The organism is Streptococcus sp. 27098_8_82 (assembly GCF_041431615.1).
GTDB lineage: Bacteria > Bacillota > Bacilli > Lactobacillales > Streptococcaceae > Streptococcus > Streptococcus sanguinis_K.
On sequence record NZ_JAPVYB010000002.1, the window covers coordinates 411,387 to 433,742 of the forward strand.

General features: G+C 45.0%; 19 protein-coding genes. 7 read left to right on the top strand and 12 right to left on the bottom strand.

Going from position 1 to position 22,356, the window contains the following annotated elements; genetic code table 11:
* Positions 1 to 383: 383 nt before the first annotated feature.
* The 4 genes from O3627_RS05330 to O3627_RS05345 form a co-directional block, all read right to left on the bottom strand.
* Positions 384 to 1,259, bottom strand: coding sequence for a sensor histidine kinase KdpD (locus O3627_RS05330; protein WP_048772326.1), 876 nt, complete (start codon positions 1,257 to 1,259; stop codon positions 384 to 386).
* 1 nt (position 1,260) lies between these two features.
* A complete protein-coding gene (locus tag O3627_RS05335; protein ID WP_048772323.1) occupies positions 1,261 to 1,941 on the bottom strand; it encodes a response regulator transcription factor in 681 nt (226 codons plus the stop codon).
* A gap of 280 nt (positions 1,942 to 2,221) precedes the next feature.
* Positions 2,222 to 3,661 (bottom strand): 6-phospho-beta-glucosidase, encoded by a 1,440-nt coding sequence (locus O3627_RS05340; protein ID WP_002910631.1) that lies wholly within the window; start codon positions 3,659 to 3,661, stop codon positions 2,222 to 2,224.
* Between the two features lie 229 nt (positions 3,662 to 3,890).
* Entirely contained in the window at positions 3,891 to 5,126 is a 1,236-nt protein-coding gene (locus O3627_RS05345) for a DUF3592 domain-containing protein (protein ID WP_002910632.1), read from the bottom strand.
* Positions 5,127 to 5,371: 245 nt separating this feature from the next.
* On the opposite strand from O3627_RS05345, the gene O3627_RS05350 reads away from it, so the two are divergent.
* The 4 genes from O3627_RS05350 (at position 5,372) to O3627_RS05365 (ending at position 8,411) form a co-directional block, all read left to right on the top strand.
* Entirely contained in the window at positions 5,372 to 6,052 is a 681-nt protein-coding gene (locus O3627_RS05350; RefSeq protein WP_002910633.1) for an amino acid ABC transporter permease, read from the top strand.
* Entirely contained in the window at positions 6,012 to 6,689 is a 678-nt protein-coding gene (locus tag O3627_RS05355) for an amino acid ABC transporter permease (RefSeq protein WP_048772315.1), read from the top strand. The genes O3627_RS05350 and O3627_RS05355 overlap by 41 nt, the downstream gene beginning before the upstream one ends.
* An 8-nt stretch (positions 6,690 to 6,697) precedes the next feature.
* Complete coding sequence (locus tag O3627_RS05360) at positions 6,698 to 7,447, top strand: amino acid ABC transporter ATP-binding protein (protein ID WP_048772312.1); 750 nt, start codon at positions 6,698 to 6,700, stop codon at positions 7,445 to 7,447.
* 88 nt (positions 7,448 to 7,535) lie between these two features.
* A complete protein-coding gene (locus O3627_RS05365) occupies positions 7,536 to 8,411 on the top strand; it encodes a cysteine ABC transporter substrate-binding protein (protein ID WP_002901451.1) in 876 nt (291 codons plus the stop codon).
* 136 nt (positions 8,412 to 8,547) lie between these two features.
* On the opposite strand, the gene O3627_RS05370 is transcribed toward O3627_RS05365, so the two are convergent.
* The 7 genes from O3627_RS05370 to O3627_RS05400 form a co-directional block, all read right to left on the bottom strand.
* Complete coding sequence (locus O3627_RS05370) at positions 8,548 to 8,895, bottom strand: VOC family protein (RefSeq protein ID WP_048772307.1); 348 nt, start codon at positions 8,893 to 8,895, stop codon at positions 8,548 to 8,550.
* Positions 8,896 to 9,048: 153 nt separating this feature from the next.
* On the bottom strand, positions 9,049 to 10,824 hold the full coding sequence (gene spxB / locus O3627_RS05375; RefSeq protein WP_048772305.1) for a pyruvate oxidase: 1,776 nt from the start codon (positions 10,822 to 10,824) through the stop codon (positions 9,049 to 9,051).
* A 450-nt stretch (positions 10,825 to 11,274) separates the two neighbouring features.
* The gene (locus O3627_RS05380; protein ID WP_032907162.1) at positions 11,275 to 13,497 is read right to left on the bottom strand and encodes a heavy metal translocating P-type ATPase; all 2,223 of its coding nucleotides are present in this window, start codon (positions 13,495 to 13,497) and stop codon (positions 11,275 to 11,277) included.
* A gap of 10 nt (positions 13,498 to 13,507) precedes the next feature.
* Entirely contained in the window at positions 13,508 to 13,879 is a 372-nt protein-coding gene (locus tag O3627_RS05385) for a cupredoxin domain-containing protein (RefSeq protein ID WP_002901455.1), read from the bottom strand.
* Between the two features lie 18 nt (positions 13,880 to 13,897).
* On the bottom strand, positions 13,898 to 14,293 hold the full coding sequence (locus O3627_RS05390) for a CopY/TcrY family copper transport repressor (RefSeq protein ID WP_002903337.1): 396 nt from the start codon (positions 14,291 to 14,293) through the stop codon (positions 13,898 to 13,900).
* A 145-nt stretch (positions 14,294 to 14,438) separates the two neighbouring features.
* Positions 14,439 to 15,071: an SGNH/GDSL hydrolase family protein gene (locus O3627_RS05395; RefSeq protein ID WP_048772294.1), complete on the bottom strand. Its 633-nt coding sequence runs from the start codon at positions 15,069 to 15,071 to the stop codon at positions 14,439 to 14,441.
* Positions 15,071 to 15,928, bottom strand: coding sequence for a Cof-type HAD-IIB family hydrolase (locus tag O3627_RS05400; RefSeq protein WP_048772291.1), 858 nt, complete (start codon positions 15,926 to 15,928; stop codon positions 15,071 to 15,073). Before O3627_RS05400 ends, O3627_RS05395 begins: the two co-directional genes overlap by 1 nt.
* A gap of 184 nt (positions 15,929 to 16,112) precedes the next feature.
* Between O3627_RS05400 and O3627_RS05405 the strand changes: the two genes are divergently transcribed.
* The 3 genes from O3627_RS05405 to O3627_RS05415 all read left to right on the top strand — a co-directional run bounded on the left by O3627_RS05405 (position 16,113) and on the right by O3627_RS05415 (position 19,930).
* A complete protein-coding gene (locus O3627_RS05405; protein WP_002896558.1) occupies positions 16,113 to 16,754 on the top strand; it encodes a GntR family transcriptional regulator in 642 nt (213 codons plus the stop codon).
* A gap of 246 nt (positions 16,755 to 17,000) precedes the next feature.
* Complete coding sequence (locus O3627_RS05410; RefSeq protein ID WP_002898349.1) at positions 17,001 to 18,191, top strand: glycine betaine/L-proline ABC transporter ATP-binding protein; 1,191 nt, start codon at positions 17,001 to 17,003, stop codon at positions 18,189 to 18,191.
* 14 nt (positions 18,192 to 18,205) lie between these two features.
* Positions 18,206 to 19,930 (top strand): ABC transporter permease/substrate binding protein, encoded by a 1,725-nt coding sequence (locus tag O3627_RS05415; RefSeq protein ID WP_002903342.1) that lies wholly within the window; start codon positions 18,206 to 18,208, stop codon positions 19,928 to 19,930.
* A gap of 106 nt (positions 19,931 to 20,036) precedes the next feature.
* Here the strand turns inward: O3627_RS05415 and O3627_RS05420 are convergent, their stop codons facing one another.
* On the bottom strand, positions 20,037 to 22,166 hold the full coding sequence (locus tag O3627_RS05420; protein WP_343091978.1) for a transglutaminase domain-containing protein: 2,130 nt from the start codon (positions 22,164 to 22,166) through the stop codon (positions 20,037 to 20,039).
* Positions 22,167 to 22,356: the final 190 nt, after the last annotated feature.

Sequence of the window (22,356 nt, forward strand, 5' to 3'; positions counted from 1 at the left end):
TTCCGAAATCAAAAACTTGGTTTCTGCTTTCAGATTAACAAAAAAGCCAGTTGCCTTTCTAGCGACTGGACTTGGAATAAAGAAAAAATCTAGTTGCTTTTTGAGTGATTGAACTTGGAATCATTGTCAACTGTCAGTTGCAAATCAGTTATATCAAGGGTTTAGAGCAGTTAGCTGATTTTTCACTTTGACTGGTAAAATGACCTCGCTAATATGACTTGCTTTTCAAATCACAAAACAAAAAGGCATCTTTATCATGCCTTTCTTCGACTTAATCTAAAAATAAACCTCCGCCAATTCGAAAATTAGCTGAGGTTTATGAGCGGATTTTGAGGCTAGCTGATAGAGCTGAGCCTTCCTTATTTTGCTTTTTCAAGTCTTTTTTACAAAGTCACAACTAGTTCAAACCAGTCGGCCTCGGCTTTCATTGTCAAGTCCCCGCCTAGGATTTCGACCAACTGCTGGGTGATGTAGAGCCCCAACCCTGAAGACTCCTCGCTGCTGGATAGGTTTTCTGAGTAAAAGCGATTGGTCAGCTTATCCAGATATTGGATAGGCTGCTGGACGATATTTTTGACGGTAAAGATACAATGCTCGCCCTCTTTTTTCAAAGAAATACTTGCAGCCTTACGACCGTGCTTGAGGACATTGCTTATCATATTCTGAACAATGCGCTCTAGAATTTCTGGGTCTGTCTCTAGCTCTAGACCTTCAGCCAGCTCTACCTGCAGGTCAATCTGGGCTTTCTGAAAGGCATCATAATAAGTAAAAAGCTGCTGAGTTACTAGCTGGGATATATCTGTCGGCTGGACATTGGCCCGAATGGCACCCTCCATCAGCCGGCGATACTCCATCAAAGCTTCCAGCCGTTTGGACACCATTCCCAGACTATCTACTATTTTGACTAGCTGCTGACTTTCCTGACTATCATCCTTCAGCAGCTGCTGGGTGTAGCCACTGGCAATGGTCAGAGGGGTACGGATATCATGGGCGATATTACTGATAGCCATATCCAGCGTCTTCTTTTCCTGCTGGACGACAAAGGTCGTCTTATCTAGCTCCCTAAAGAGCAGCTCTGCTTCCTCTGTCAGCTCCAAAATACTAGGTGCATGAGCAGCAGGAGTCAGACGATTCTGGCTCCCTGTCTGCCGCTTCCGACGAATCTGCTGTGCCACATCCTTGACCGCCAGATGATAGCGTATGAAACCAATAGCCAGAAACAGACTGATAAGGGCAAATAAAATGACTAACACCAACATATCAGTCCTCCTTGAGCCGGACACCCAGTCCCCAAACAGTCTCTATGTATTCCTCTGTTGGGTCCAACTGAGCCAGTTTCTTACGTAGATTGCTGAGGTGAGTATTCAGGGTATTATCCCCAGGCAGATAGCTCTCTTCCCAGACCTGCTCAAAGAGCTCTTCCTTGGTGTAGATCTTCTTGGGATGACGGAGCAAGAGCTGGAGGATATGATATTCTTTCTTGCTCAGACGGACGCTTTTCTCTCCACAGACCGCCTCAAAGGTAGCCTTGAGCAGACGGATATTTTTAAAGGACTGGCCTTCTTCCTCGCCATTCAAAGCCTGCTGGCTGCGCAGCTGCACGGTGATACGGGCAAAAACTTCATCCAGATTGAAGGGTTTGACGATATAATCATTAGCACCATTCAGCAGGTACTGACTAACCAGCGCTTTCTCCCCAAGGGCCGTCAGCATAACCACTGGCACCGTAGCATTGCTGCTGCGAATTTCCCTCAACACTTCATCGCCATTCTTTCCCGGCAGCATGATATCCAAAAGGACCAAATCAATCTCCTCCCGCTCAAACAGCGAAATGCCCTCCGTCCCCGAATAGGCGGAATAAACCGTGTGTTCCTTCTGAAAAAGATCTTTTAGAATTTCATGAATATCACTGTTGTCTTCGATGAGTAAAATATGAGCCATAAACACTCGCCTCCAGAAATTTCCTATCACTAGTGTAGCAAGGATAAGAGGCTAAGTCAATAAAAGATGGACTATTCGAAAAACTTTAGAAATATTTTAGAATTACTTGAAGGATATTTGAGAATCGAACTTTAAAATAGAAAGAAATAAGAAATGCATGTGCTATAAAAAGGAGGCTCAATATGTTTAAAATTTTTTGCAAAATCGTTTTTAAAAGTATTACTTTCGCCCTTGAGGGCTAAGGAAAAAAAGCTGAGACATTCATATCTCAGCCTTTTTTCTATTTCACAGATTCTCCGTTAGTCGCGATGACTTCCTTGTACCAGTCAAAGGATTTTTTCTTGGAACGTTTGAGTGTTCCCTTTCCTTCATTGTCCCGGTCCACGTAGATAAAGCCATAGCGCTTCTTCATCTCGCCAGTGCCGGCTGATACTAGGTCGATACAGCCCCAGGTCGTGTAGCCCCAAAGCACCACGCCGTCCTCATTGATGGCTTCACGCATGGCCTTGACATGGGCCGCCAAGTAGTCAATCCGGTAGTCATCAGCCACATAGCCATTTTCATCCGGAGTATCCACTGCACCCAGACCATTTTCCACAATAAACATGGGCTTTTGATAGCGATCCCAGATGGTATTTAGCGTAATGCGCAAGCCCAGCGGATCAATCTGCCAGCCCCACTCAGAAGCTTCCAAATAAGGGTTTTTGAGAGAAGCAAAGATATTGCCCTCGGTCAGCTCATTAACCTTAGGATCTCCCGAAGCTACCCGGCTAGAGTAGTATGAGAAGGAAATGAAGTCCACCGTATGCTCCTTGAGCAGCTGCAGGTCTTCTTCTGTCATCTCGACAGTGATACCCTCGCGCTCCCAAGCTTTCTTGGCATAGTTAGGATATTCTCCACGCGCCTGCACGTCGATGAAGAAATAGTTTTTCCTGTCTTCCTCCATACCAGCCCATATATCGCGTGGATGACAGGTATTAGGATAATTTTGACCCGCCGCTAACATACAGCCGACCTTATTTTCCGGATCAATCTCATGAGCCAGCTTGGTAGCAATAGCTGAGGCAACCAGCTCATGATGGGCCGCTTGGTACTTGACCTGCTCTTCATTTTCACCTTCTTCAAAGCAGAGCCCCGCCCCCATAAATGGTGCATGGAGGATCATGTTAATTTCATTGAAGGTCAGCCAGTACTTGACCAAGCCCTTGTAGCGGGTAAAGAGAGTACGGCAGAGACGCTCATAAAATTCCAGCATCTTACGGCTCCGCCAACCACCATACTCCTCAATCAAGTGCATGGGACAGTCAAAGTGAGTAATGGTCACCAAGGGCTCAATGCCGTACTTATGGCATTCCTTAAAGAGGTCTTCGTAAAATTTCAAGCCAGCTTCATTGGGCTCCATCTCATCCCCCTTAGGAAAAATCCGGCTCCAAGCAATGGACAGCCGATAGGTCTTAAAACCCATCTCACCAAAGAGGGCAATGTCCTCCTTGAAGCGATGGTACATATCAATGGCTTCCTTGGCTGGGTAGAAATAGCCATCCTCAAAGTCAAACATCTTTTTCTTACCTGTTATGATAGCCAGACGCTCCTCACCAATCGGCACCACATCTACATTGGCCAGCCCGCGACCATCCGCATCATAAGCACCCTCGCACTGGTTGGCAGCTGTCGCTCCGCCCCACAAGAAACCATCCGGAAAAGTCAGTTTTTCGGTCATCTTTTTGCCTCCTTATCAATTAAACGTTTTTCTTATATTATAATAAACAATCAGCAAATAAACTTCTAGCATCCTATGGAAAATTGATACTATTCCAAGTTCTATGGTGTCTGTGAGGTTCGGCATTTCCGATACTCTTCAGCTCATGTGGAGGCACCTCAAAGGAGGTCAAGACGGCAGGACGTCCAGTTGCTGGCCAATGAGGAGAGAGGTGGCATTAGGAGGGGGATCAACTAATCTGTATTTTATTTGTAATAGCATAGATATCATTGTCATCTATCAGGAACTGGCTATCATCATGAGGATCCACATAGACTGGGATAGGTCTAGGATTCTGGCTGTAAGAGATAAAATGATGTTCTCTTAAGGGAAGGCAAATGCTGGTTTGATAGGGCACTTGGTTAATATCAAATTCAAGCCAAATCTCATGCAACGGATTATACTCTCTAAACTGTTCAGCGGGGATAACATCGATAATATAGCCGTCATAGACAGGCCCTAGTCTTCTGGCTTGAGCGAGGCTAGCCTTCTTTATCCAAGCAGCAATCATTAGAGAGAGAATCTTGCCGACTAGCAATAGACTAAAGCCAGGCAAGAAGACTATATAAAAGAAATGACGGTTTTCACTAGAAGCACTCTGATAGGGATACTCAGGATTATAGGCAATAGGGATTTGACTTTGAATTTTGGGTTTTGTAAATCTACCGAGAACAGAATAGCCTTCATAAGCCACGCCGTCTACTTGATATTGGTAGATGCTATTATAAAGACTTAGTCCTCTTCCTCCTCTACTTCCTCCGGTTTCATACACATCATAGTCAATGACTTGAGCGGATGTAGTTTTCCAACCATAAAATACGGCTTTGAATTGCCCTGATGCAGTGATACAGATATAAGTGAGGGCTATCATAATCAGGCTTAGGTAGACTAAAGATACAATGGGATTCTCTTTACGAACTGTTCCCTCAACAATACTGATCCTTTTTGCAGCCTTAGGTTGCGACTTTGGCTCCTGTAGAGGATTAAAGGCCTGATAGAGGGAGCCGGCAGCAAATGCCATAAATAATAAGAATCCCAGCAATGGCATGAGTACAAGGACAGGGATGGGGATGTCATTCTTATATTGGCTCTGCTCAGGCGACTTGGGATTATAGAGAATGCTAATGGTTTGCCCAGACTTAGGCACTTCATATTGATAGATGTCTGAAATCCCCTGGTAGGTTTGGCCATCAACAATGTAGTGATAAATAGGGTAGTAAGCGGGCGTAGAGCGATTTTCCGGACTGGTCGTAAAATCGCTCACCTCAGCCGTTATGGTCTTCCACCCCTGAAATCGACTCTTATACCAATTAGTGGACGAGACATCTTTCAGCATCATGAACAGAAACGACAGCCCCACGAAACAGCTGAATAAAGCAAAGAGTAGTTTGTATAATTTGTTTGAAATAGTATTGTCTTTTGTCATATTATCCTATTATACCATAGGTCAGGGATTTTTAGCCTTTTTATACTCATCCAAAATCAAAGCGCAATTTTTTATAACCACCTTGGTTTAATCGAGCTCACAACTGAAATAACAAATTCCCAATCTGGCATTTCTCTTCAGACCAGTGATAGATTTTCCTTATCAGTGCGATAAAAAATACATATTACTAAAGGTCTGTTATCTATGCTAAACTAGGAACATCAAGTGTTTAAGGAGTGAGAGCCGTGAACTGGGACGTCGTCAGTGATTACTATCCCCTCTATCAAGAGGCCTTTCTTTTAACCATGTTCATAGCCTTTTGGGGAATTTTGGGATCAATTGCTGTCGGATTCTTAGTCAGTCTGATTCGCTTTTACAAGATTCCAGTTTTGAAGCCGCTAGCAACCGCCTATATCGAGTTTTCCCGCAATACGCCACTGTTGCTGCAGCTTTTCTTTCTCTACTTTGGCTTGCCTCGTGTTGGACTCGTTCTATCCTCTGAGGCTTGTGCGACGATTGGGCTAATCTTTCTGGGTGGTTCCTATATGGCTGAGTCTTTCCGAAGCGGCCTAGAAGCAGTCAGCCAAACGCAGAGGGAAGTCGGACTCTCTATCGGCCTACGACCAGTACAAGTCTTCTACTATGTCATCCTGCCTCAGGCTGCAGCTATTGCCCTGCCTTCCTTTAGTGCCAATGTCATCTTTTTAATCAAGGAAACCTCAGTATTTTCAGCTGTTGCCTTGGCAGACCTAATGTTTGTAGCTAAGGACTTGATTGGCCTTTACTACGAGACAGATACAGCTCTGCTCATGTTGGTCATTGCTTATCTGATTATTTTGCTGCCAATTTCACTTGGCTTTAGCTGGATAGAAAGGAGGCTGCGGCGTGCAGGATTCGGGCATTCAAGTTCTCTTTCAGGGGAATAATTTCTTACGTATCTTACAGGGGCTGGGCGTTACCATTGGTATTTCTATCCTCTCGGTCATCATCTCCCTTATCTTGGGAACTATTTTTGGCATCATCATGACCTCACACTCAAAAGTCGTGCGCTTTCTGTCCAGAGCCTATCTAGAGTTTATCCGCGTCATGCCTCAACTGGTTCTGCTCTTGCTGGTTTACTTTGGCCTAGCCAGAAACTTCAACATCAATATCTCTGGTGAGCTTTCAGCCATCATCGTCTTCTCTCTTTGGGGAACAGCAGAAATGGGAGACTTGGTACGAGGTGCCATTACTTCCCTGCCCAAGCATCAGTTTGAGAGCGGTCAGGCATTGGGACTGTCGCAGCGCCAGCTATATGTCTATATTATCATCCCGCAGGTACTGCGACGGCTTTTGCCGCAGGCGATTAATCTAATCACGCGGATGATTAAGACAACCTCACTCATCGTCCTTATCGGAGTCATTGAGGTTGTCAAGGTCGGCCAGCAGATCATTGACAGCAATCGTCTGTCTATCCCTTCTGCTGCTTTTTGGATTTATGGCTGCATTCTGCTGCTTTACTTCGCAGTCTGCTTTCCTATTTCTAAGCTGTCCTCTTATTTGGAAACAATCTGGAAGGAGTAACGGACACCATGTCGGAAATCATTTTAGAATTACAGGACATTCGCAAGTCTTTCGGTAGCAATGCCATCCTTAAAGGCCTGTCCCTCTCTGTCCAAAAAGGAGAGGTCGTGGTCATCCTAGGATCATCTGGCTGCGGCAAGTCGACCCTGCTTCGCTGTATCAACGGCCTTGAAAGCATCCAGTCTGGCGATATTTTGCTAGACGGCCAATCCATCCTCAGTCAGAAAAAGGACTTCCATCTCGTTCGTCAGAAGATCGGCATGGTCTTTCAAAGCTATGAGCTCTTCCCCCATCTGGATGTCCTGCAAAATCTGATTCTTGGTCCCATAAAGGCTCAAGGGCGCAAGAAGGATGAGGTCATCAAGGAAGCTGAAAGCCTGCTGGAACGAGTCGGCCTGGCGGATAAAAAGCACAGTTTTGCTCGCCAACTGTCTGGCGGCCAAAAGCAGCGGGTGGCAATCGTCCGTTCGCTCCTCATGCACCCAGAAATCATCCTTTTTGATGAGGTGACTGCTTCGCTGGATCCCGAGATGGTCCGCGAAGTGCTAGAACTCATTAATGACCTGGCTGAGGAAGGCCGGACCATGCTGATTGTGACCCACGAAATGCAGTTCGCCCGCGCCATTGCCGATCGGATCATCTTCATGGACCAAGGTGGTATCCTCGAGGAAAATACCGCCCAGCAGTTCTTCAGCCAACCCAAAACCCAGCGAGCCCAGGAATTTCTCAATGTCTTTGACTTCAGCCATCTAGGCTGACAGTTATGCCTACCCCACCACTGATGTGGCTGCTCTTTGGTATCTCTGTGTTTTCTTCACATTCTCATATCTTATAAAGGAGTCTCTTATGAAATTATCTAAAACAATCTTTGCTTTAACAACCCTTACTCTGGCTTTCTTCCTTGTCGCTTGCGGCAGTTCCAGCAAGAAAGATGCTGGTAACAAAGACGCAGCTTCCAGCAAAACGGTCAAGGCCCGCAGCCTTGAGGAAATTAAAAAGAGCGGTAAGCTTCGTATCGCGGTTTTCAGTGACAAGAAACCGTTCGGCTATGTAGATAACAACGGCAAATATCAAGGCTATGACATTTATCTGGGCGACCAACTAGCCAAAGATTTAGGGGTTAAGCCAGAGTATGTGCCTGTAGATGCTGCCAATAGGGCTGAATACTTAATCTCCAACAAGGTCGATATTACCCTAGCCAACTTCACTGTCACAGACGAGCGGAAAAAACAAGTTGACTTCGCCCTGCCCTATATGAAAGTATCTCTCGGAGTCGTATCACCAAAAGGCTCAGTTATCACCAAGCCTGAGCAGTTGGAAGGTAAGACCCTAATCATCACCAAGGGAACCACGGCTGAAACCTACTTTGAAAAGAACTACCCGAATATCAAGCTGCAAAAGTATGATCAATACAGCGATGCTTACCAAGCCCTGCTGGACGGCCGCGGCGATGCCTTTTCTACAGACAATACTGAAGTCCTTGCCTGGGCGCTGGAAAACAAAGGCTTTGAAGTCGGCATCACTTCGCTAGGTGATCCAGACACCATTGCCCCAGCTGTGCAGAAAGGCAATACCGAGCTGCTCAACTACATCAACGACGAAATCAAGAAACTTGGCAAAGAAAACTTCTTCCACAAGGCCTATGAAGAAACTCTCCACCCAACATACGGCGAAGCTGCTAAGGCTGACGACCTAGTTGTTGAAGGCGGGGAAGTTAAATAAACCTGCTGATATAGAGCAAGAAGTTAGAAAAAACTCAATTTCTAGCCGAAATATAATAATAGTTCACATAAAAACGCATAAAATCAACACTTTTGTAATCAGTTGATTTTATGCGTTTTTTCTATGTTAAACAGACCTATTTCATTCGATAAAAATCAATCACTAGACCAGCAGGGCCTTTAACTAGCAGGGACTCCGTTCCCCAATCAGTTACAGCTGGGCCGTGTAAAATCTCGGCACCAAGCTCTTTCAATCGTTGGTAATTCTGGTCTACATCCTCAACCTCGATGTGAAGAATGATTCCTGACTGAAAATTTTCCAAAGGAATCAGATGATTTTGTGACAACATGAGGCAGTGACTGCCAATCGTGAACTGAGCAAAACTGTCGTCAACATAGTCTGCCTTTTTATCCAAAATACGCTCCAAGTCAGCACAGACTTGGGAAACATCTAAAACGATAATATCTAATTGATTTAAATTCATTGACTATTCTCCAGAAAAAGACCAGATTGCTCCGATCTTTTCAAGTTCGACTCTAAGAAAATCAAAGAATAAACAAGACATCGAACCGCAGCCAGTACTGGAGTACGGCAAGGTGAAGATGACACAGTTTACATTTGATTTTCGATGAGAGGATTATTTAATTGCGCGTGATTGCAACCCTTCTTCTTCCAAGAAGAAGCGGAATGGTACGAGTTCTTCTGCTTCGTATTTTTCCTTGAAGGCTTTGATTGCTTCTTCTGAGTGAAGTTTTGGATCGAGTTCAAGTACTTCTACTGGAAGCGGACGGTGTTGCGTGATGCGGGCATCGATGACAACTGTCTTGCCTTCTTTGTTCAATTTAACAGCTTCTGCAACGACTGCGTCGATGTCTTCGATACGGTCAACTGTAAATCCAACGGCACCTTGTGCTTCGGCAATTTTCGCGTAATCAGCGTTTGTGAAGTCTACACCAAACAAGTGTTTGTTGGTATCTTCGTATTTGTTCTTGATGAAGCCGTACTCAGCATTTGAGAAGACAAGGTTGATAACTGGAAGGTCGTATTGAACGTTTGTGATCACGTCTGGGTAGCACATGTTGAATGCACCGTCACCCATGATGTTCCATACTTGGCGATCTGGATTGTCTTTCTTAGCAGCGATACCACCAGGAAGGGCAATACCCATTGTCGCAAAGAGCGGAGATGTACGCCACATGTTCTTAGGTGTCATGTGAAGGTGACGAGTAGATGTTTGAGTAGTGTTACCTACGTCAATTGAGTAGATAGCGTCTTGATCAGCGTATTTGTTAACTGCGTTGTATACTTGGTACAATTGCAACTCACCCTCAGTTTTACCTTCGAGTTTGTTCATGTAATCGCGCCAGTTTTGGTTATTCTTAACGTTTGCACGCCACCATGGAGTAGACTCAACTGGGTTCACTTTGTCAAGGATTGCTTTCGCTGCTTGACCTGCATCACCAAGGATTGAAGCGTCAAGGGCATGACGTTTACCAAGTTTGTAAGGGTCGATATCAACTTGGATGAATTTTTCAGTGTTCTTGAATGCTTCGTAAACTTCAGCAAATGGGAAGTTTGAGCCAAGGAAAAGAACGGTGTCTGCTTCGAAGACCACTTCGTTGGCTGGTTTCCAACCAACACGGTAAGCAGAACCTGTCAAACCTTCATAGTTCCATTCAAATGCTTCAAAGTTTTTACCAGTTGTGATGATTGGTGCTTTGATTTTACGTGACAATTCAGTAATCACTTCACCAGCTTTGACACCACCGTAACCAGCATAGATAACTGGACGTTCAGCATTGTTCAAGATTTCAACTGCTTTGTCGATTTCAACTTCGTTCAAGGCAGGAGCGATGAATGAACGTTCGTATGAACCTGAACCGTAGTATGAGTTTTCGTCGATTTCTTGGAAACCGAAGTTTACAGGGATTTCAACAACAGCTGGCCCTTTTTTAGAAACAGCAGCACGGCAAGCTTCGTCGATTACTTTTGGCAATTGCTCAGCGTAAGCTACACGTTTGTTGTATACAGCGATACCGTTGTACATTGGGTTTTGGTTGAGCTCTTGGAAGGCATCCATGTTGAGTTCGTTGACTGGACGTGATCCAAGGATAGCAAGGAATGGAGTATTATCCATAGCTGCATCGTAAACACCGTTAATCAAGTGAGTCGCACCTGGACCACCTGAACCAACTGCAACCCCGATTGAGCCGCCGAATTTAGCTTGCATGACCGCTGCAAGAGCACCTGTTTCTTCGTGGCGAACTTGCAAGAAGCGGATATCTTTGTCTTCAGCCAAAGCATCCATCAATGAGCTGAGTGTTCCTGATGGGATACCGTAGATAGTGTCTACGCCCCATGTTTTCAATACGTTGAGCATTGCTGCAGATGCAGTAATTTTTCCTTGAGTCATAATAATAACTCCCCTTCAATAAAATAAATTTTCAGTTGTTGAAAACATTTCCATTTATGAATGAAAACGCTTCAAGAAACTTTACTCTACCAATTTATCATGTTTTTTCGCTCTTGTATAAGAATATGCTCAGAGATGCTCAATCCCTATTACATGACAGATGCTCTTTTTGAGAAAATTTCACAAACTATAGTAGAATAGGATATTTTATTATAATTTGCATGCACCTCTAAGACTTGTAGCTGTAGGAAATCGAACAAAAAGAGACTGGGACAAAAGTCCTAGCCTCTTAATTGTTTTTGGATTGTCGAGCAAGACGCAGTGGTTGAGTGGGCTCTACTACATTGATTTCATTAGCTTTTACAGCCCTACTCAACTGTGCGGAGGTGAGACGACGAAATCGAATTCTAACGAATTACCGATTTCTGCCCCACTCTCTTTTTATTTCATTTAATCAATTTTCGCAACATTGAGAAGCAGCGAGCTAGTCAAAACAGACACAGAACTTAAGGCCATGGCAAGACCTGCTAGTTCTGGATTGAGGGTCAATCCCAGTCCTGCAAAGACTCCAGCAGCAATTGGAATCCCAAGGATATTGTAGATAGAGGCCCAGAAGAGATTGAGTAAGATCCTGCGGAAGGTCTTTTGACTCATGTCAAAGGCGCGCACAACGCCAAGTAAATCATTTTGCGTGAGCACGATGCCACCGGACTCGATCGCAATATCCGTTCCAGATCCCATAGCGATCCCCACATCCGCGATCGAGAGAGCTGGAGCATCATTGATCCCATCTCCAACAAAGGCGACCTTGCTAGCTTCTTGCAGTTTTTGGATGGCGCTAGCTTTTTCTTGAGGAAGGACATCAGCAATGACGGTGTCAATTCCCACTTGCTTAGCAATAGCTTGTGCCACCCGTTCATTATCCCCCGTTAACATGACCGTTTTCAAGCCCCGTTCTTTGAGCTTTTTGATCGCTTCTTTTGAGCTGGCCTTCGGAGCATCTTGAATGGCAATCAAGCCAATCACTTGCCCATCCACAGACAAACTGATCACTGTTTTGGCCTGCTCTTGCAACTCTACCATCCGTTTTTCAAGCTCCGGATCCATCGCTGTCCCGTCATGAAGTTTGCCATTTCCCAAGGTCACCAACTGCTGGTCGATCTGACCTTGGACCCCTTTTCCTTCAATCGCTTGGAAGTTTTCCACAGGGGATAACACCAAACCTTTTTCTTCTGCTTGGGATAACACCGCTTGGGCTAGTGGATGTTCTGAAAAAGTTTCAAGACTAGCAGCCAGTGTCAAGACACGCGCTTCATCTCCTACAACATCGGTTACAAGTGGTTGGCCAATGGTAATAGTCCCTGTCTTATCAAACACAACGGTTTGAATCTTTTGCACTTCTTGAAGAACTGTTCCATTTTTAATCAGAACGCCCATCTTGGCACTACGGCCGGTTCCGACCATCAGGGCTGTTGGGGTTGCTAAACCAAGGGCACAAGGACAGGCAATAATGAGGACAGAGACTGCATAGAGCATGGCCTCTTGAAGCGACGCGCCCAAAAGCACGGACCAAACCCAGAAAGTCGCAATGGCCAAAATCGTCACCACTGGAACAAAGATACCTGAAATCTTATCCGTCAAATCTTGAATAGGAGCACGACTGGATTGGGCCATTTTGACAAAGTCCACAATTTGAGATAAGAGGGTCTCACTACCGACTTTTTCAGCCTTAAAGAGAATGGTCCCATTGCTGTTGATAGTGGAGCCGATAACTGCATCACCAACTGATTTTTCCACAGGCAAGCTTTCACCTGTCACCATCGACTCATCAATGGTCGTACTTCCTTCTACAATCGTCCCATCAACCGCGATCTTTTCCCCAGGACGGACCCGAATCAAGTCATCAATTTGGATATCTTCTGCCGCCACCTCGACATAGTTCCCATCACGGAGAACTTGAGCCGTTTTTGCCTGCAAATCCAACAACTTTTCCACAGCCTCGGAGGCATTGTTACGCATCCGTTCTTCAAAGATTTGCCCTAAGAGGACAAAGAAGATGATAAAACCCGCAGCCTCAAAGTATACTGGCTGACCAGTAAAAAGGGCAAATACACTATAGACATAGGCTACCAGGGTTCCAAGAGCTACCAAGGTATCCATATTGGAATGGTGCTTCTTAAATGAGGCCCAGGCACTCTTGATAAAAGGAACTCCTGCTACCAACATGATCGGCGTTGTCGCTAGAAAAGTCCCCCAGCGACTGACTGGATGGGATACAAATCCTGCCATCATCCCGATCATCAAGATCAATAAGGGAAGAGTAAAGATACTAGTAATCCAAAAGCGACCCCGTAAACTTAAGACACGACGGCGTTTTTCCACAACCGTGTAGGAACCCTTTTGCATCTTCATTCCACATGAAAACTCGAAGTCCCCTGTTTCTGTCGGAGTAAAGGATATCACCTTATCCACACCGACTTCCAAAGGCTCTAAAATCCCCTGATCTTCAAACAAAATTTCCTTGTAACAGCCGGAAGGATTGACCCGATGAAAGGTGATTTCAGCAGGGATCCCTTTTTGAAGTTGAAATTCCTTTGGACTATAGCCTTTTTCTGCTGTAATACGGATCTTTTGCACTCCGTTTTCCACAACTGCTTTTTGTTTTTCTACCATACCTACTCCTTTATTCCACAATCATGTGACCATGCATCATGTTCATTCCACATGAATACCCATATTCGCCCGCTTTTTCTGGCGTAATTTCAATGACATGTTTTTCACCTAAAGGCAAATCTTCATGAACGCCAAAATCTGGAAAGATCACTTGAGCCAGACATGAAGATGGATCCTTGCGATTAAAGATGATCCGGGCTGGAACATTCTTTTTCAGGACAATGGTTTCAGGCGAATAGCCCCCCATGACTTCGACTTCAATTTCTTGATAACCTGATTTCTGACGAGCGTGGCCGCTTACCTTTTCATGCTCTGCAAAGAACCACCAAGCAATAAAAGCAACCACAAGTAAACAAACAATACTAATCAACAATCCAAACATGGAATTTCCTTCTTTCTATTACATACAATTGCAAGGGACTGTTTCGACAGCCTCTGCTTTCTTTTCTTCCAGGACCTGCTGCAGCTGATTAAGATCTGCAAGCGTAAAGTCACTCTCCTGAATCAAGTTTTCAAGCACCTGGACAATCCTTTTGGAGCAAACCTTGTCTTTCACATCCTCAACGACCAAGTCTAAACTCTGGTCCTGCTTCAACAAAGCCGAGTAAACAAAGGCTTTGCCTGATTTTTCTCTAGTCAAACATCCTTTCTCCACCAAGCGGGTCAAGAGAGTCTTGACCGTCGACTTCGACCAGTCAAAGCGCTCGGACAAGACGGCGATCAAATCCGTGCTGGTCTGCTTGCCTTCCATCCAGATAATCTTCATGATGCGCCATTCCGCATTGGAAATTTGCATAGCTTCTCCTTTCAAAATCTACATTTGTAAATCTTATGATACTATTTTATCTCTAAGATTTACATTTGTCAACCAAAAGTTTTTAAAAAAAATCTTCCTTTGAAGATTTGTCTGGTTGGGCTTTTTTCGCTCCCTATTTTTATCTCTATAACGTCTCCTGCAAAGCCTTGGACAGGGCTGCATAGCCAGCAATGGTCAGATGGAGGCCGTCAGTTGTGTAGTCTGGGCGCAGCTGGCCTTCCTCGTCCAGAAAAGCATCGTAGAGATCGATAAACTGGACATTCATGTAGGCGCTGGCCAGCTGGCGATAGGCCTGATTAAGGGCCAGAATCTTTTCATTGCTGCGGACATAGACCGTGCTCTTGTAGGCTGGAGCTTCATTGACCGGCAGGACCGACAGTAATTGGATCTGAGCCAGAGGATAGTCACGAGAAATCTCCTGAATAACGGCTTCTAAATTAGCTAGCGTTTCTGTCTGAGGCATCTCCTTGCCAATGTCATTGGTACCTATCAAGATAAAGACCTTATCCAGAGCCTGCCCAAAAAGATGGGCATCTAGATTGTCTAAAAGCAAATCAGTCTTATAGCCCCGAATGCCACGGTTGACCAGTCTTTTATCCGTCTGCAGGAGCTCATAGAGAGGATAGTATTCCACAATGGAGTCTCCGATAAAGATGATGTCTGGCTCCTTGACGGAGAGTTGATTGAGTTCTCTGTAGTTTTGCTGCAATTTTGCCTGCTCCTTGAGAAGCCATTCTTCTAATAATTGTACTGCCATTATTCTTTTTCCTCTTCTAAGTATTGCTCAATCACCTGTAGAACACCGGCTTCTGTATTGGCCGGTGCTAGGTAATCTGCTACCTTTTTGACCCGCTCATCCCCATTCTCCATAGCGTAAGAAATACCAGCTAATTCAAGCATTTCTATATCATTTTCACTATCGCCAAAAGCCATGATTTCCGAGCTTTGAATCTGCCACTTAGCCATCAGTTGCTGCAAGCCCCATGCCTTGTGCATCCCATCTTGGAGGATGTCAATGGCTCCATAACCACTAGCAACCGCGCTCAATCGGCCTGCAAAATGCTGATTAATCAGACGAGCATGCTCTGCTGCTGCAGCCTCTTCTACCATCATACTCATTTTCAAGACCTTGTCAAAGGGATAATCCTGTAGGCTAGGCACAAAGTTCATCCGCTTGTGGAAAAACTGGGCCATTTCCTTGGTCATGACTTTTTCAATCAAGGGAAACTCTGTCCCCTCTTGGACAAAGCCACCTCTTTCAGAAGTCACAACCAGCTGAAGCTCCTTTTCACGCCCAGCAAAGTAAGCCAGCGCATCCCTAATCAATCCAGGTTCCCAGAAGCTACTCATGCTTAGCTGGTTCTTTTCAAAAATCCGAGCTCCGTTGGCGACTACCAAGGCCATTCGTTCTACCAAATCTCCCAATAGCAGACGCATTCGTGGAATTTCATTACCAGTAGCCACCACAAAGCGAATGTCTCTCTTCTCCAGCTCATCTAAAATAGTAGCCAGACGCGGCAAATCCAGCTGTCCCTGTCCGTCCAGTAAGGTTCCATCCATGTCTGTCGCTACCATCTTTACAGTCATCTTTTTATCCATTTCTATCTTTATCATCTGGTTTTTACTGTTCCTTTTCCAGAAGACCTCTAACTTTTAGACATATTATACTACTTAAAAAAGTAAAAAGAAAGGCAAGAAGAGGCGGATAAGACGGTCGATTTTACAAAGGCCACTTTTCAATCTTCCAGTTTTATATTATAATCATAGCTATATTCCTGTCGTAAAATTGGAGGTCCTCATGAGCAAAAAAGAAGTCGCATTCCCACGCTACCAGCAGATTGCCGTCGCCATTGCCGAGCGAATCGTTGACGGCAAATATCCTATCGGCAGCAAGATCTATGCTCGCTCTACCTTAGCCAGCAACTTCAATGTCTCCCCTGAGACAGCCCGCAAGGCTATCAATGTGCTGGTAGATCTGGAAATCATGGAAGTCCGTCATGGTAGTGGAGCTTTCATCTCCTCCAAGGAAAAAGCTCAGCAGTTTCTTGAGACCTATAAAGATGTCAACTCTCTGCAGGATCTCAAAAGCAAGCTCCACCAGAGCATCCAGCGCCAAGAGGAAGAATTTGCCAACTTTTCCCAGTTGCTTAATCAGCTTCTCAGCCGAACTAAAGATGTCCAGCAGCGCTTTCCTTTCAATCCCTACGAGCTCCAGCTCTCAGCAGACGCCATTAACCTAGGAAAATCTATCAATGAGCTCAATATCTGGCACTCGACTGGCGCTACCATTGTCGCAGTCCAGCAGGGAGACCAACTCCTAATCTCGCCTGGTCCTTACACCAAGCTGGAAGCCGGCAATACCATCTACTTTGTTGGCAACGAATTATCGGTCGGTTTGATGCATAATTTATTTTTTAATGAAATTGAAACAAACAAGTGAAACAGCACTTGTTTTTTCTTTGTCAAAAAACAGAATAGACAGGCAAATCCGCTGTCTGACAAGGTTTTTACGACTTTCAAAAATATTTCAAAAAATCACTCCCCTTTTTTATAATAGCCGAAAAAGGCCGGTCTGACGGTCTTTTGGGTTTGACAAAGTGACCACACGATGTTATACTGTGATGGTCTTTTAAGTGACAACTTATCAAAACAAACATGTAGTCACTTGTGCAAAAGGAGAAATACGTTGAATAAACTAGAAGTAAAACATTTGACTAAAATTTTCGGAAAAAGGCAAAAGCAGGCACTAGAAATGGTGCAGCAAGCCAAAAGCAAGACGGAAATTTTAGAAAAAACCGGTGCTACTGTCGGAGTTTACGATGTAAACTTTGAGGTTCAGACCGGAGAAATTTTTGTCATCATGGGACTGTCCGGTAGTGGGAAGTCTACCCTTATCCGCCTGCTCAACCGATTGATTGACCCAACATCAGGCGACATTTACATCGACGGCCAAGATGTAGCCAAGATGAACGAAGAGGAGCTGCGTGACGTTCGCCGCCACAAGCTCAATATGGTCTTCCAGAACTTTGGACTCTTCCCGCATCGGACCATTCTGGAAAATACTGAGTTCGGTCTGGAAGTTCGAGGTGTTGATAAGGAAGAGCGCACGCGCCTAGCTGAACAAGCTCTGGATAATGCCGGTCTCCTGTCCTTCAAGGACCAATACCCCGATCAGCTCTCTGGTGGGATGCAGCAGCGGGTTGGTCTGGCTCGAGCTTTGGCCAATAATCCTGATATTCTGCTTATGGACGAGGCCTTCTCAGCTTTAGACCCCCTTATCCGCCGTGAAATGCAGGATGAGCTGCTGGATCTGCAGGCAGAGCATGAGCGTACCATTATCTTTATCACGCACGATCTCAATGAGGCCCTGCGTATCGGTGACCGTATTGCCATTATGGCTGACGGTCAGATTATGCAGATTGGCACCGGTGAGGAAATCCTGACCAATCCAGCCAACGACTTCGTTCGAGAGTTCGTTGAAGATGTGGACCGCTCCAAGGTCTTGACTGCCCAGAATATCATGACAACGCCACTGACTACTAACATTGACATTGACGGACCAACCGTGGCTCTTAATCGGATGAAAAAAGAAGAGGTCAGTATGCTGCTGGCTGTGGATAGGAAGCGGCATCTCAAGGGCAGTCTGACTGCCGAAGCTGCCCGCGACGCCCGTAAACAGCATCAAGCACTGGCTGAAGTGATTGATAAGAACGTACGCAAGGTTACTCAGGAAACTCTGATTACTGATATTTTCCCGCTGATTTACGATTCACCAGCGCCTCTGGCCGTTGTAGATGATAAGGACAAGTTAGTCGGCGTTATTATCAAAGGCCGAGTCATCGAAGCCTTGGCCAATACTACTGAATCTGAAGAATAAGGGAGGTTCGCATTTTGAATATTTTACAACAGCCAATCCCCGTTTCTCAATGGGTTGAGTCCTTTACTAACTGGGTAACAGATACCTTCTCCGGGCTTTTCTCGGTCCTTCAGGCTATCGGAAATGCCATCATGAATGGGATGACAGACACCCTGCTCTTCATTCCGCCCCTGCTCTTTATCGCAGTCATCACTATTTTTACCTATTTGATTTCCAAGCGTAAGCTGGGGCTGCCCCTGCTCACCTTCCTAGGCTTGCTCTTTGTTTACAACCAAGGCCTATGGGAAAATCTTATGAACACTGTGACCTTGGTTATCGTCTCCAGTGCCATTTCCATTATCATCGGTATTCCACTGGGGATTTGGATGGCTAAGAGCAACCGCGTCGAAGCAGTTATCAAGCCCTTGCTGGACTTTATGCAGACTATGCCGGCCTTTGTCTACCTGATACCGGCCGTGGCCTTCTTCGGTATCGGTATGGTGCCTGGGGTCTTTGCCTCTGTCATCTTTGCCCTGCCACCGACTGTCCGCTTTACCAATCTAGCCATTCGTCAGATTCCGACTGAGCTGATTGAAGCGTCAGACTCCTTCGGGGGCACTGGCAAGCAGAAGCTCTTCAAAGTTGAGCTGCCTCTGGCTAAAAATACCATCCTAGCTGGGGTTAATCAGACCATCATGTTAGCTCTGTCTATGGTCGTTACTGCCTCTATGATTGGGGCGCCAGGACTGGGCCGCGGCGTTCTCTCTGCCCTGCAGCATGCCGACATCGGTTCCGGATTTGTCAATGGGGTATCTCTGGTTATCCTGGCCATTATCATTGACCGCCTGACTCAGAAGCTCAACCAACCTCTGGCTAAAAAATCACCAGTCACTACTAAGGAAAAACGTAACAAGGTTATGCTCTGGTCTGCTCTAGCTGCTGTCTTCCTGACAGCCTTTGTCGGAAATCAAGTAACCAAGCTTCAGCAAAGCAAAAAAGAAAAGGTCAACCTTGCCTATGTTGAATGGGACTCCGAAGTTGCCTCAACCAATGTCGTAGCGGAAGCCCTCAAGGAAATGGGCTACGATGTCACCATTACACCGCTAGACAATGCCGTTATGTGGAAGTCCGTTGCTAATAGCGAAGCAGATGCCATGGTTTCTGCCTGGTTGCCGACCACCCACGCTGCTCTCTATGAAGAGTACAAGGACAAACTAGTAGACTTGGGGCCAAACCTTGAGGGCGTTAAGACAGGGCTAGTCGTACCAAGCTATATGGACGCTGATTCTATCGAAGACCTGTCAGACCAAGCCAAGAAAACTATCACAGGTATTGAGCCCGGCGCTGGTATCATGACCGCCACTGAGAAGACTATGCAAGAATACAGCAATCTCAGTGGCTGGAATCTTTCTTCTTCCTCAACAGGAGCCATGACCACTGCTCTGGATCAAGCTATTAAGAATAAAGAAGATATCATCGTAACTGGTTGGTCACCACACTGGATGTTCTCCAAATACGACCTCAAATACCTCAAGGATCCTAAGGGAACCATGGGCGGCAAGGAAGCTATCCACACTATGACTCGAAAAAATCTAGACAAGGACTTACCAGAAGTCAACAAGGTCCTGGATAACTTCAACTGGACTCAAAAGGACATGGAAGAAGTCATGCTTAAGATTAACGAAGGCAGCTCACCAGAAGCAGCAGCCAAAGAGTGGATCAAAAACCACCAGAAAGAAGTCGAAAGCTGGAAGAAATAAAAGTATAGAAAAACCCTGAGATACTGTTATCTCAGGGTTTTTGATTGGCTTCTTCCTTGCCTTACAAGGCTTAGGCATCTTTTAAAGATTGCTTCTATTTGGAGCATCATTCTTTAATAGCATCTTCGTATCTGTCAAAGGCATAGTGGCTCTGTGCGTAGAGTGGATTATCCATGGCCAATAGCAAGTATTCATTTTCTTTTTTAGTGCTGTCTCCATCAGAGTCATTCCAGGTAACATCTAAAGCCAGCCACTGACCATCTACTTTTGCGAAGTTCCAAGCATGCGGGTCAAAATCATCTGTATTTCCACTCACATACATGGTTTCGAGACCAGCTTCCTGAGCAAGAGCCTGGAAAGTTACAGCGTAAGCTTGACAGACTCCCTTACCCTCAAATAGCGGACCAGTAATATCAAAACTAGATTCATACTTGCGAATACCGTCTTGCATATCTTTAAACGCTTTTGAAATAGCTTCTTCTGATTCTTTATTCTCAATAGATGTTTTGTAATTCAAAAAGCCTTGGTAAGCAGCCTTATCATAGCTAATATGCTCAATCATATACTGATTAATTGCCTCAACCTTTTCTCGGTCGCTCATCTGGTCTTTGATGATGTCTTTGACAATCTCTTTGACTTTTTTGCGGGCCTTCTTATATTTGGCAGTTTCATCAGCATCGTATTTAAAACTTACCACATGTTGCTTAGCATCAATGGTAGGAACTACTCCCTGCTGAATGACTGGATTTTGCTCTAAAACATCGTGAAGCAATTCACTGACATCTCCTTCACTCAGCTCTGGAAACTCACTGTAATCAACATATTCAGCATCTGACAGAAGGGCCTTAGCAAAATATTCCTGCGCTGCACTTCTGGCTGCCACTCTTTCCTCAATGTCACTAACATCATGAACGACTGTTTTACCCTTGAGATCCAAGTCTGCCTGCTCTACGCTGATATATTTCTCTGAAACACCCGACTTGCTTTCCTCTTTATTGACCTTTTCATTATGCCTATCTACAACAGGCTGCACTTCTTCGACACTGGCCTGTTCAATGAAAAAGTCCGTTTTGACAGTAGGCATGCCCTTGATAGAGACCAGACATCTGACATCCCGGCCTTCTTTTTCAATTTTTTCATAGACGATTGGAAAGTTCTGAATCTGGCCATCCATCATCTGCAGCGGTGCTTCTTCAGGAATGTTTCCTTTCTGCCTCAGGGCGGAAACCTGGTCAGAAAAAGTCCGAAAATCGATTTGATTCGGCATCAGTTTCGCAAAGCTATCAGATGAGATAGGATTGCTGATAGTTCCTAAAGCTTCTTTGTCTTTAAGGGGAACAACAAGGAGTTCATAAGGCTTTTTCTCAACCGTTTTCTTACTGTAATCCTGGTCGTAAGCCTGCAGCAACCGTTGTCTGGCAAGTATCGGGTCATCACCAGAACGGCCTCCGTTGCGGCTATCATAGTGGGTAGGCAAATCTGTCCGATACACTGTCGAAGTGACCCTGTCGACCTCTTTATAGTTGTAAAGACCTGTCTTAGTATCACTGCCAGGCATGGTCACATACTCTCTTTTTATAATGGAATAAGAGTCCGCTCCCGGTACTTCCGTCCATTCTAGCTGCAAGCGACCATCTCCGAGCAGGCTGCTCTTAGTTTTCAGAGCTAGCTTGTCACGCCCTTTCTTATCTATCTTAACAATCCAAAGTTTTGGCTTTTTAAGCTTTTTACCTGTGCGCTCATCATCCCGTTGCAGCAAATAGAGCGTATCAAAAACACCCCAGCTCTCACCTTGCTTGGCTAGACCATATTCCGTATGCTCTCCATTTGCCTCCACTCTAGTCGCAGAGAAATGATAAGCTGGCTCAATCACTATCTGCCGCTTATCATTCATCTTAAAGTCACCCCCTAAAATAGCTCGTAAGTTGCTGTCTCCATAAATTTCAAAGGAAGAAATCAACTCAGTCTGTCCTTCATGTGGCAGTGTCTCAAAATCGTTAGGCTTTTGTACCTCTGTCGGAAATGTAATAGGCTCATTTTCCTTGATCTGAATGACCTTTTCTTGGACATCATAAGGAGTATTTTTGCTGTATTTTTCTCTCAGCTTACGAACACTTTCCGAAAATTGGCTGCCTTGCTCTCCCGGACCTCCACCGTTCTTTTGAAAAAGACTGCAGCCCATCAGAAAACAAATCAACAGAGTAAGCAGAGAAATGAAACGGATTTTCCTACTCATGATTTCCCCTCCTGAAGTAAATATTCTTAATATATTATACCATATTTTATTTGAGGTGTCTTTGTTTTTTTGTAAACGGATTCAAATATCTGCAATTTTGCGAATAAATTCTTATTTTTTTATAGAGACAGATTCCCTCGAAACACTGCCTTTTCTCATCTTGCTTTTAAAATCAAGAGGATTCAGCCAA

Bases quoted from the DNA above. Each gene is read 5' to 3' on its own strand.
- O3627_RS05330 (WP_048772326.1), bottom strand. From the start codon at position 1,259: ATGTTGGTGTTAGTCATTTTATTTGCCCTTATCAGTCTGTTTCTGGCT.
- O3627_RS05335 (WP_048772323.1), bottom strand. From the start codon at position 1,941: ATGGCTCATATTTTACTCATCGAAGACAACAGTGATATTCATGAAATT.
- O3627_RS05340 (WP_002910631.1), bottom strand. From the start codon at position 3,661: ATGACCGAAAAACTGACTTTTCCGGATGGTTTCTTGTGGGGCGGAGCG.
- O3627_RS05345 (WP_002910632.1), bottom strand. From the start codon at position 5,126: ATGACAAAAGACAATACTATTTCAAACAAATTATACAAACTACTCTTT.
- O3627_RS05360 (WP_048772312.1), top strand. From the start codon at position 6,698: ATGTCGGAAATCATTTTAGAATTACAGGACATTCGCAAGTCTTTCGGT.
- O3627_RS05365 (WP_002901451.1), top strand. From the start codon at position 7,536: ATGAAATTATCTAAAACAATCTTTGCTTTAACAACCCTTACTCTGGCT.
- O3627_RS05370 (WP_048772307.1), bottom strand. From the start codon at position 8,895: ATGAATTTAAATCAATTAGATATTATCGTTTTAGATGTTTCCCAAGTC.
- spxB (WP_048772305.1), bottom strand. From the start codon at position 10,824: ATGACTCAAGGAAAAATTACTGCATCTGCAGCAATGCTCAACGTATTG.
- O3627_RS05380 (WP_032907162.1), bottom strand. From the start codon at position 13,497: ATGGTAGAAAAACAAAAAGCAGTTGTGGAAAACGGAGTGCAAAAGATC.
- O3627_RS05385 (WP_002901455.1), bottom strand. From the start codon at position 13,879: ATGTTTGGATTGTTGATTAGTATTGTTTGTTTACTTGTGGTTGCTTTT.
- O3627_RS05390 (WP_002903337.1), bottom strand. From the start codon at position 14,293: ATGCAAATTTCCAATGCGGAATGGCGCATCATGAAGATTATCTGGATG.
- O3627_RS05395 (WP_048772294.1), bottom strand. From the start codon at position 15,071: ATGGCAGTACAATTATTAGAAGAATGGCTTCTCAAGGAGCAGGCAAAA.
- O3627_RS05400 (WP_048772291.1), bottom strand. From the start codon at position 15,928: ATGATAAAGATAGAAATGGATAAAAAGATGACTGTAAAGATGGTAGCG.
- O3627_RS05405 (WP_002896558.1), top strand. From the start codon at position 16,113: ATGAGCAAAAAAGAAGTCGCATTCCCACGCTACCAGCAGATTGCCGTC.
- O3627_RS05420 (WP_343091978.1), bottom strand. From the start codon at position 22,166: ATGAGTAGGAAAATCCGTTTCATTTCTCTGCTTACTCTGTTGATTTGT.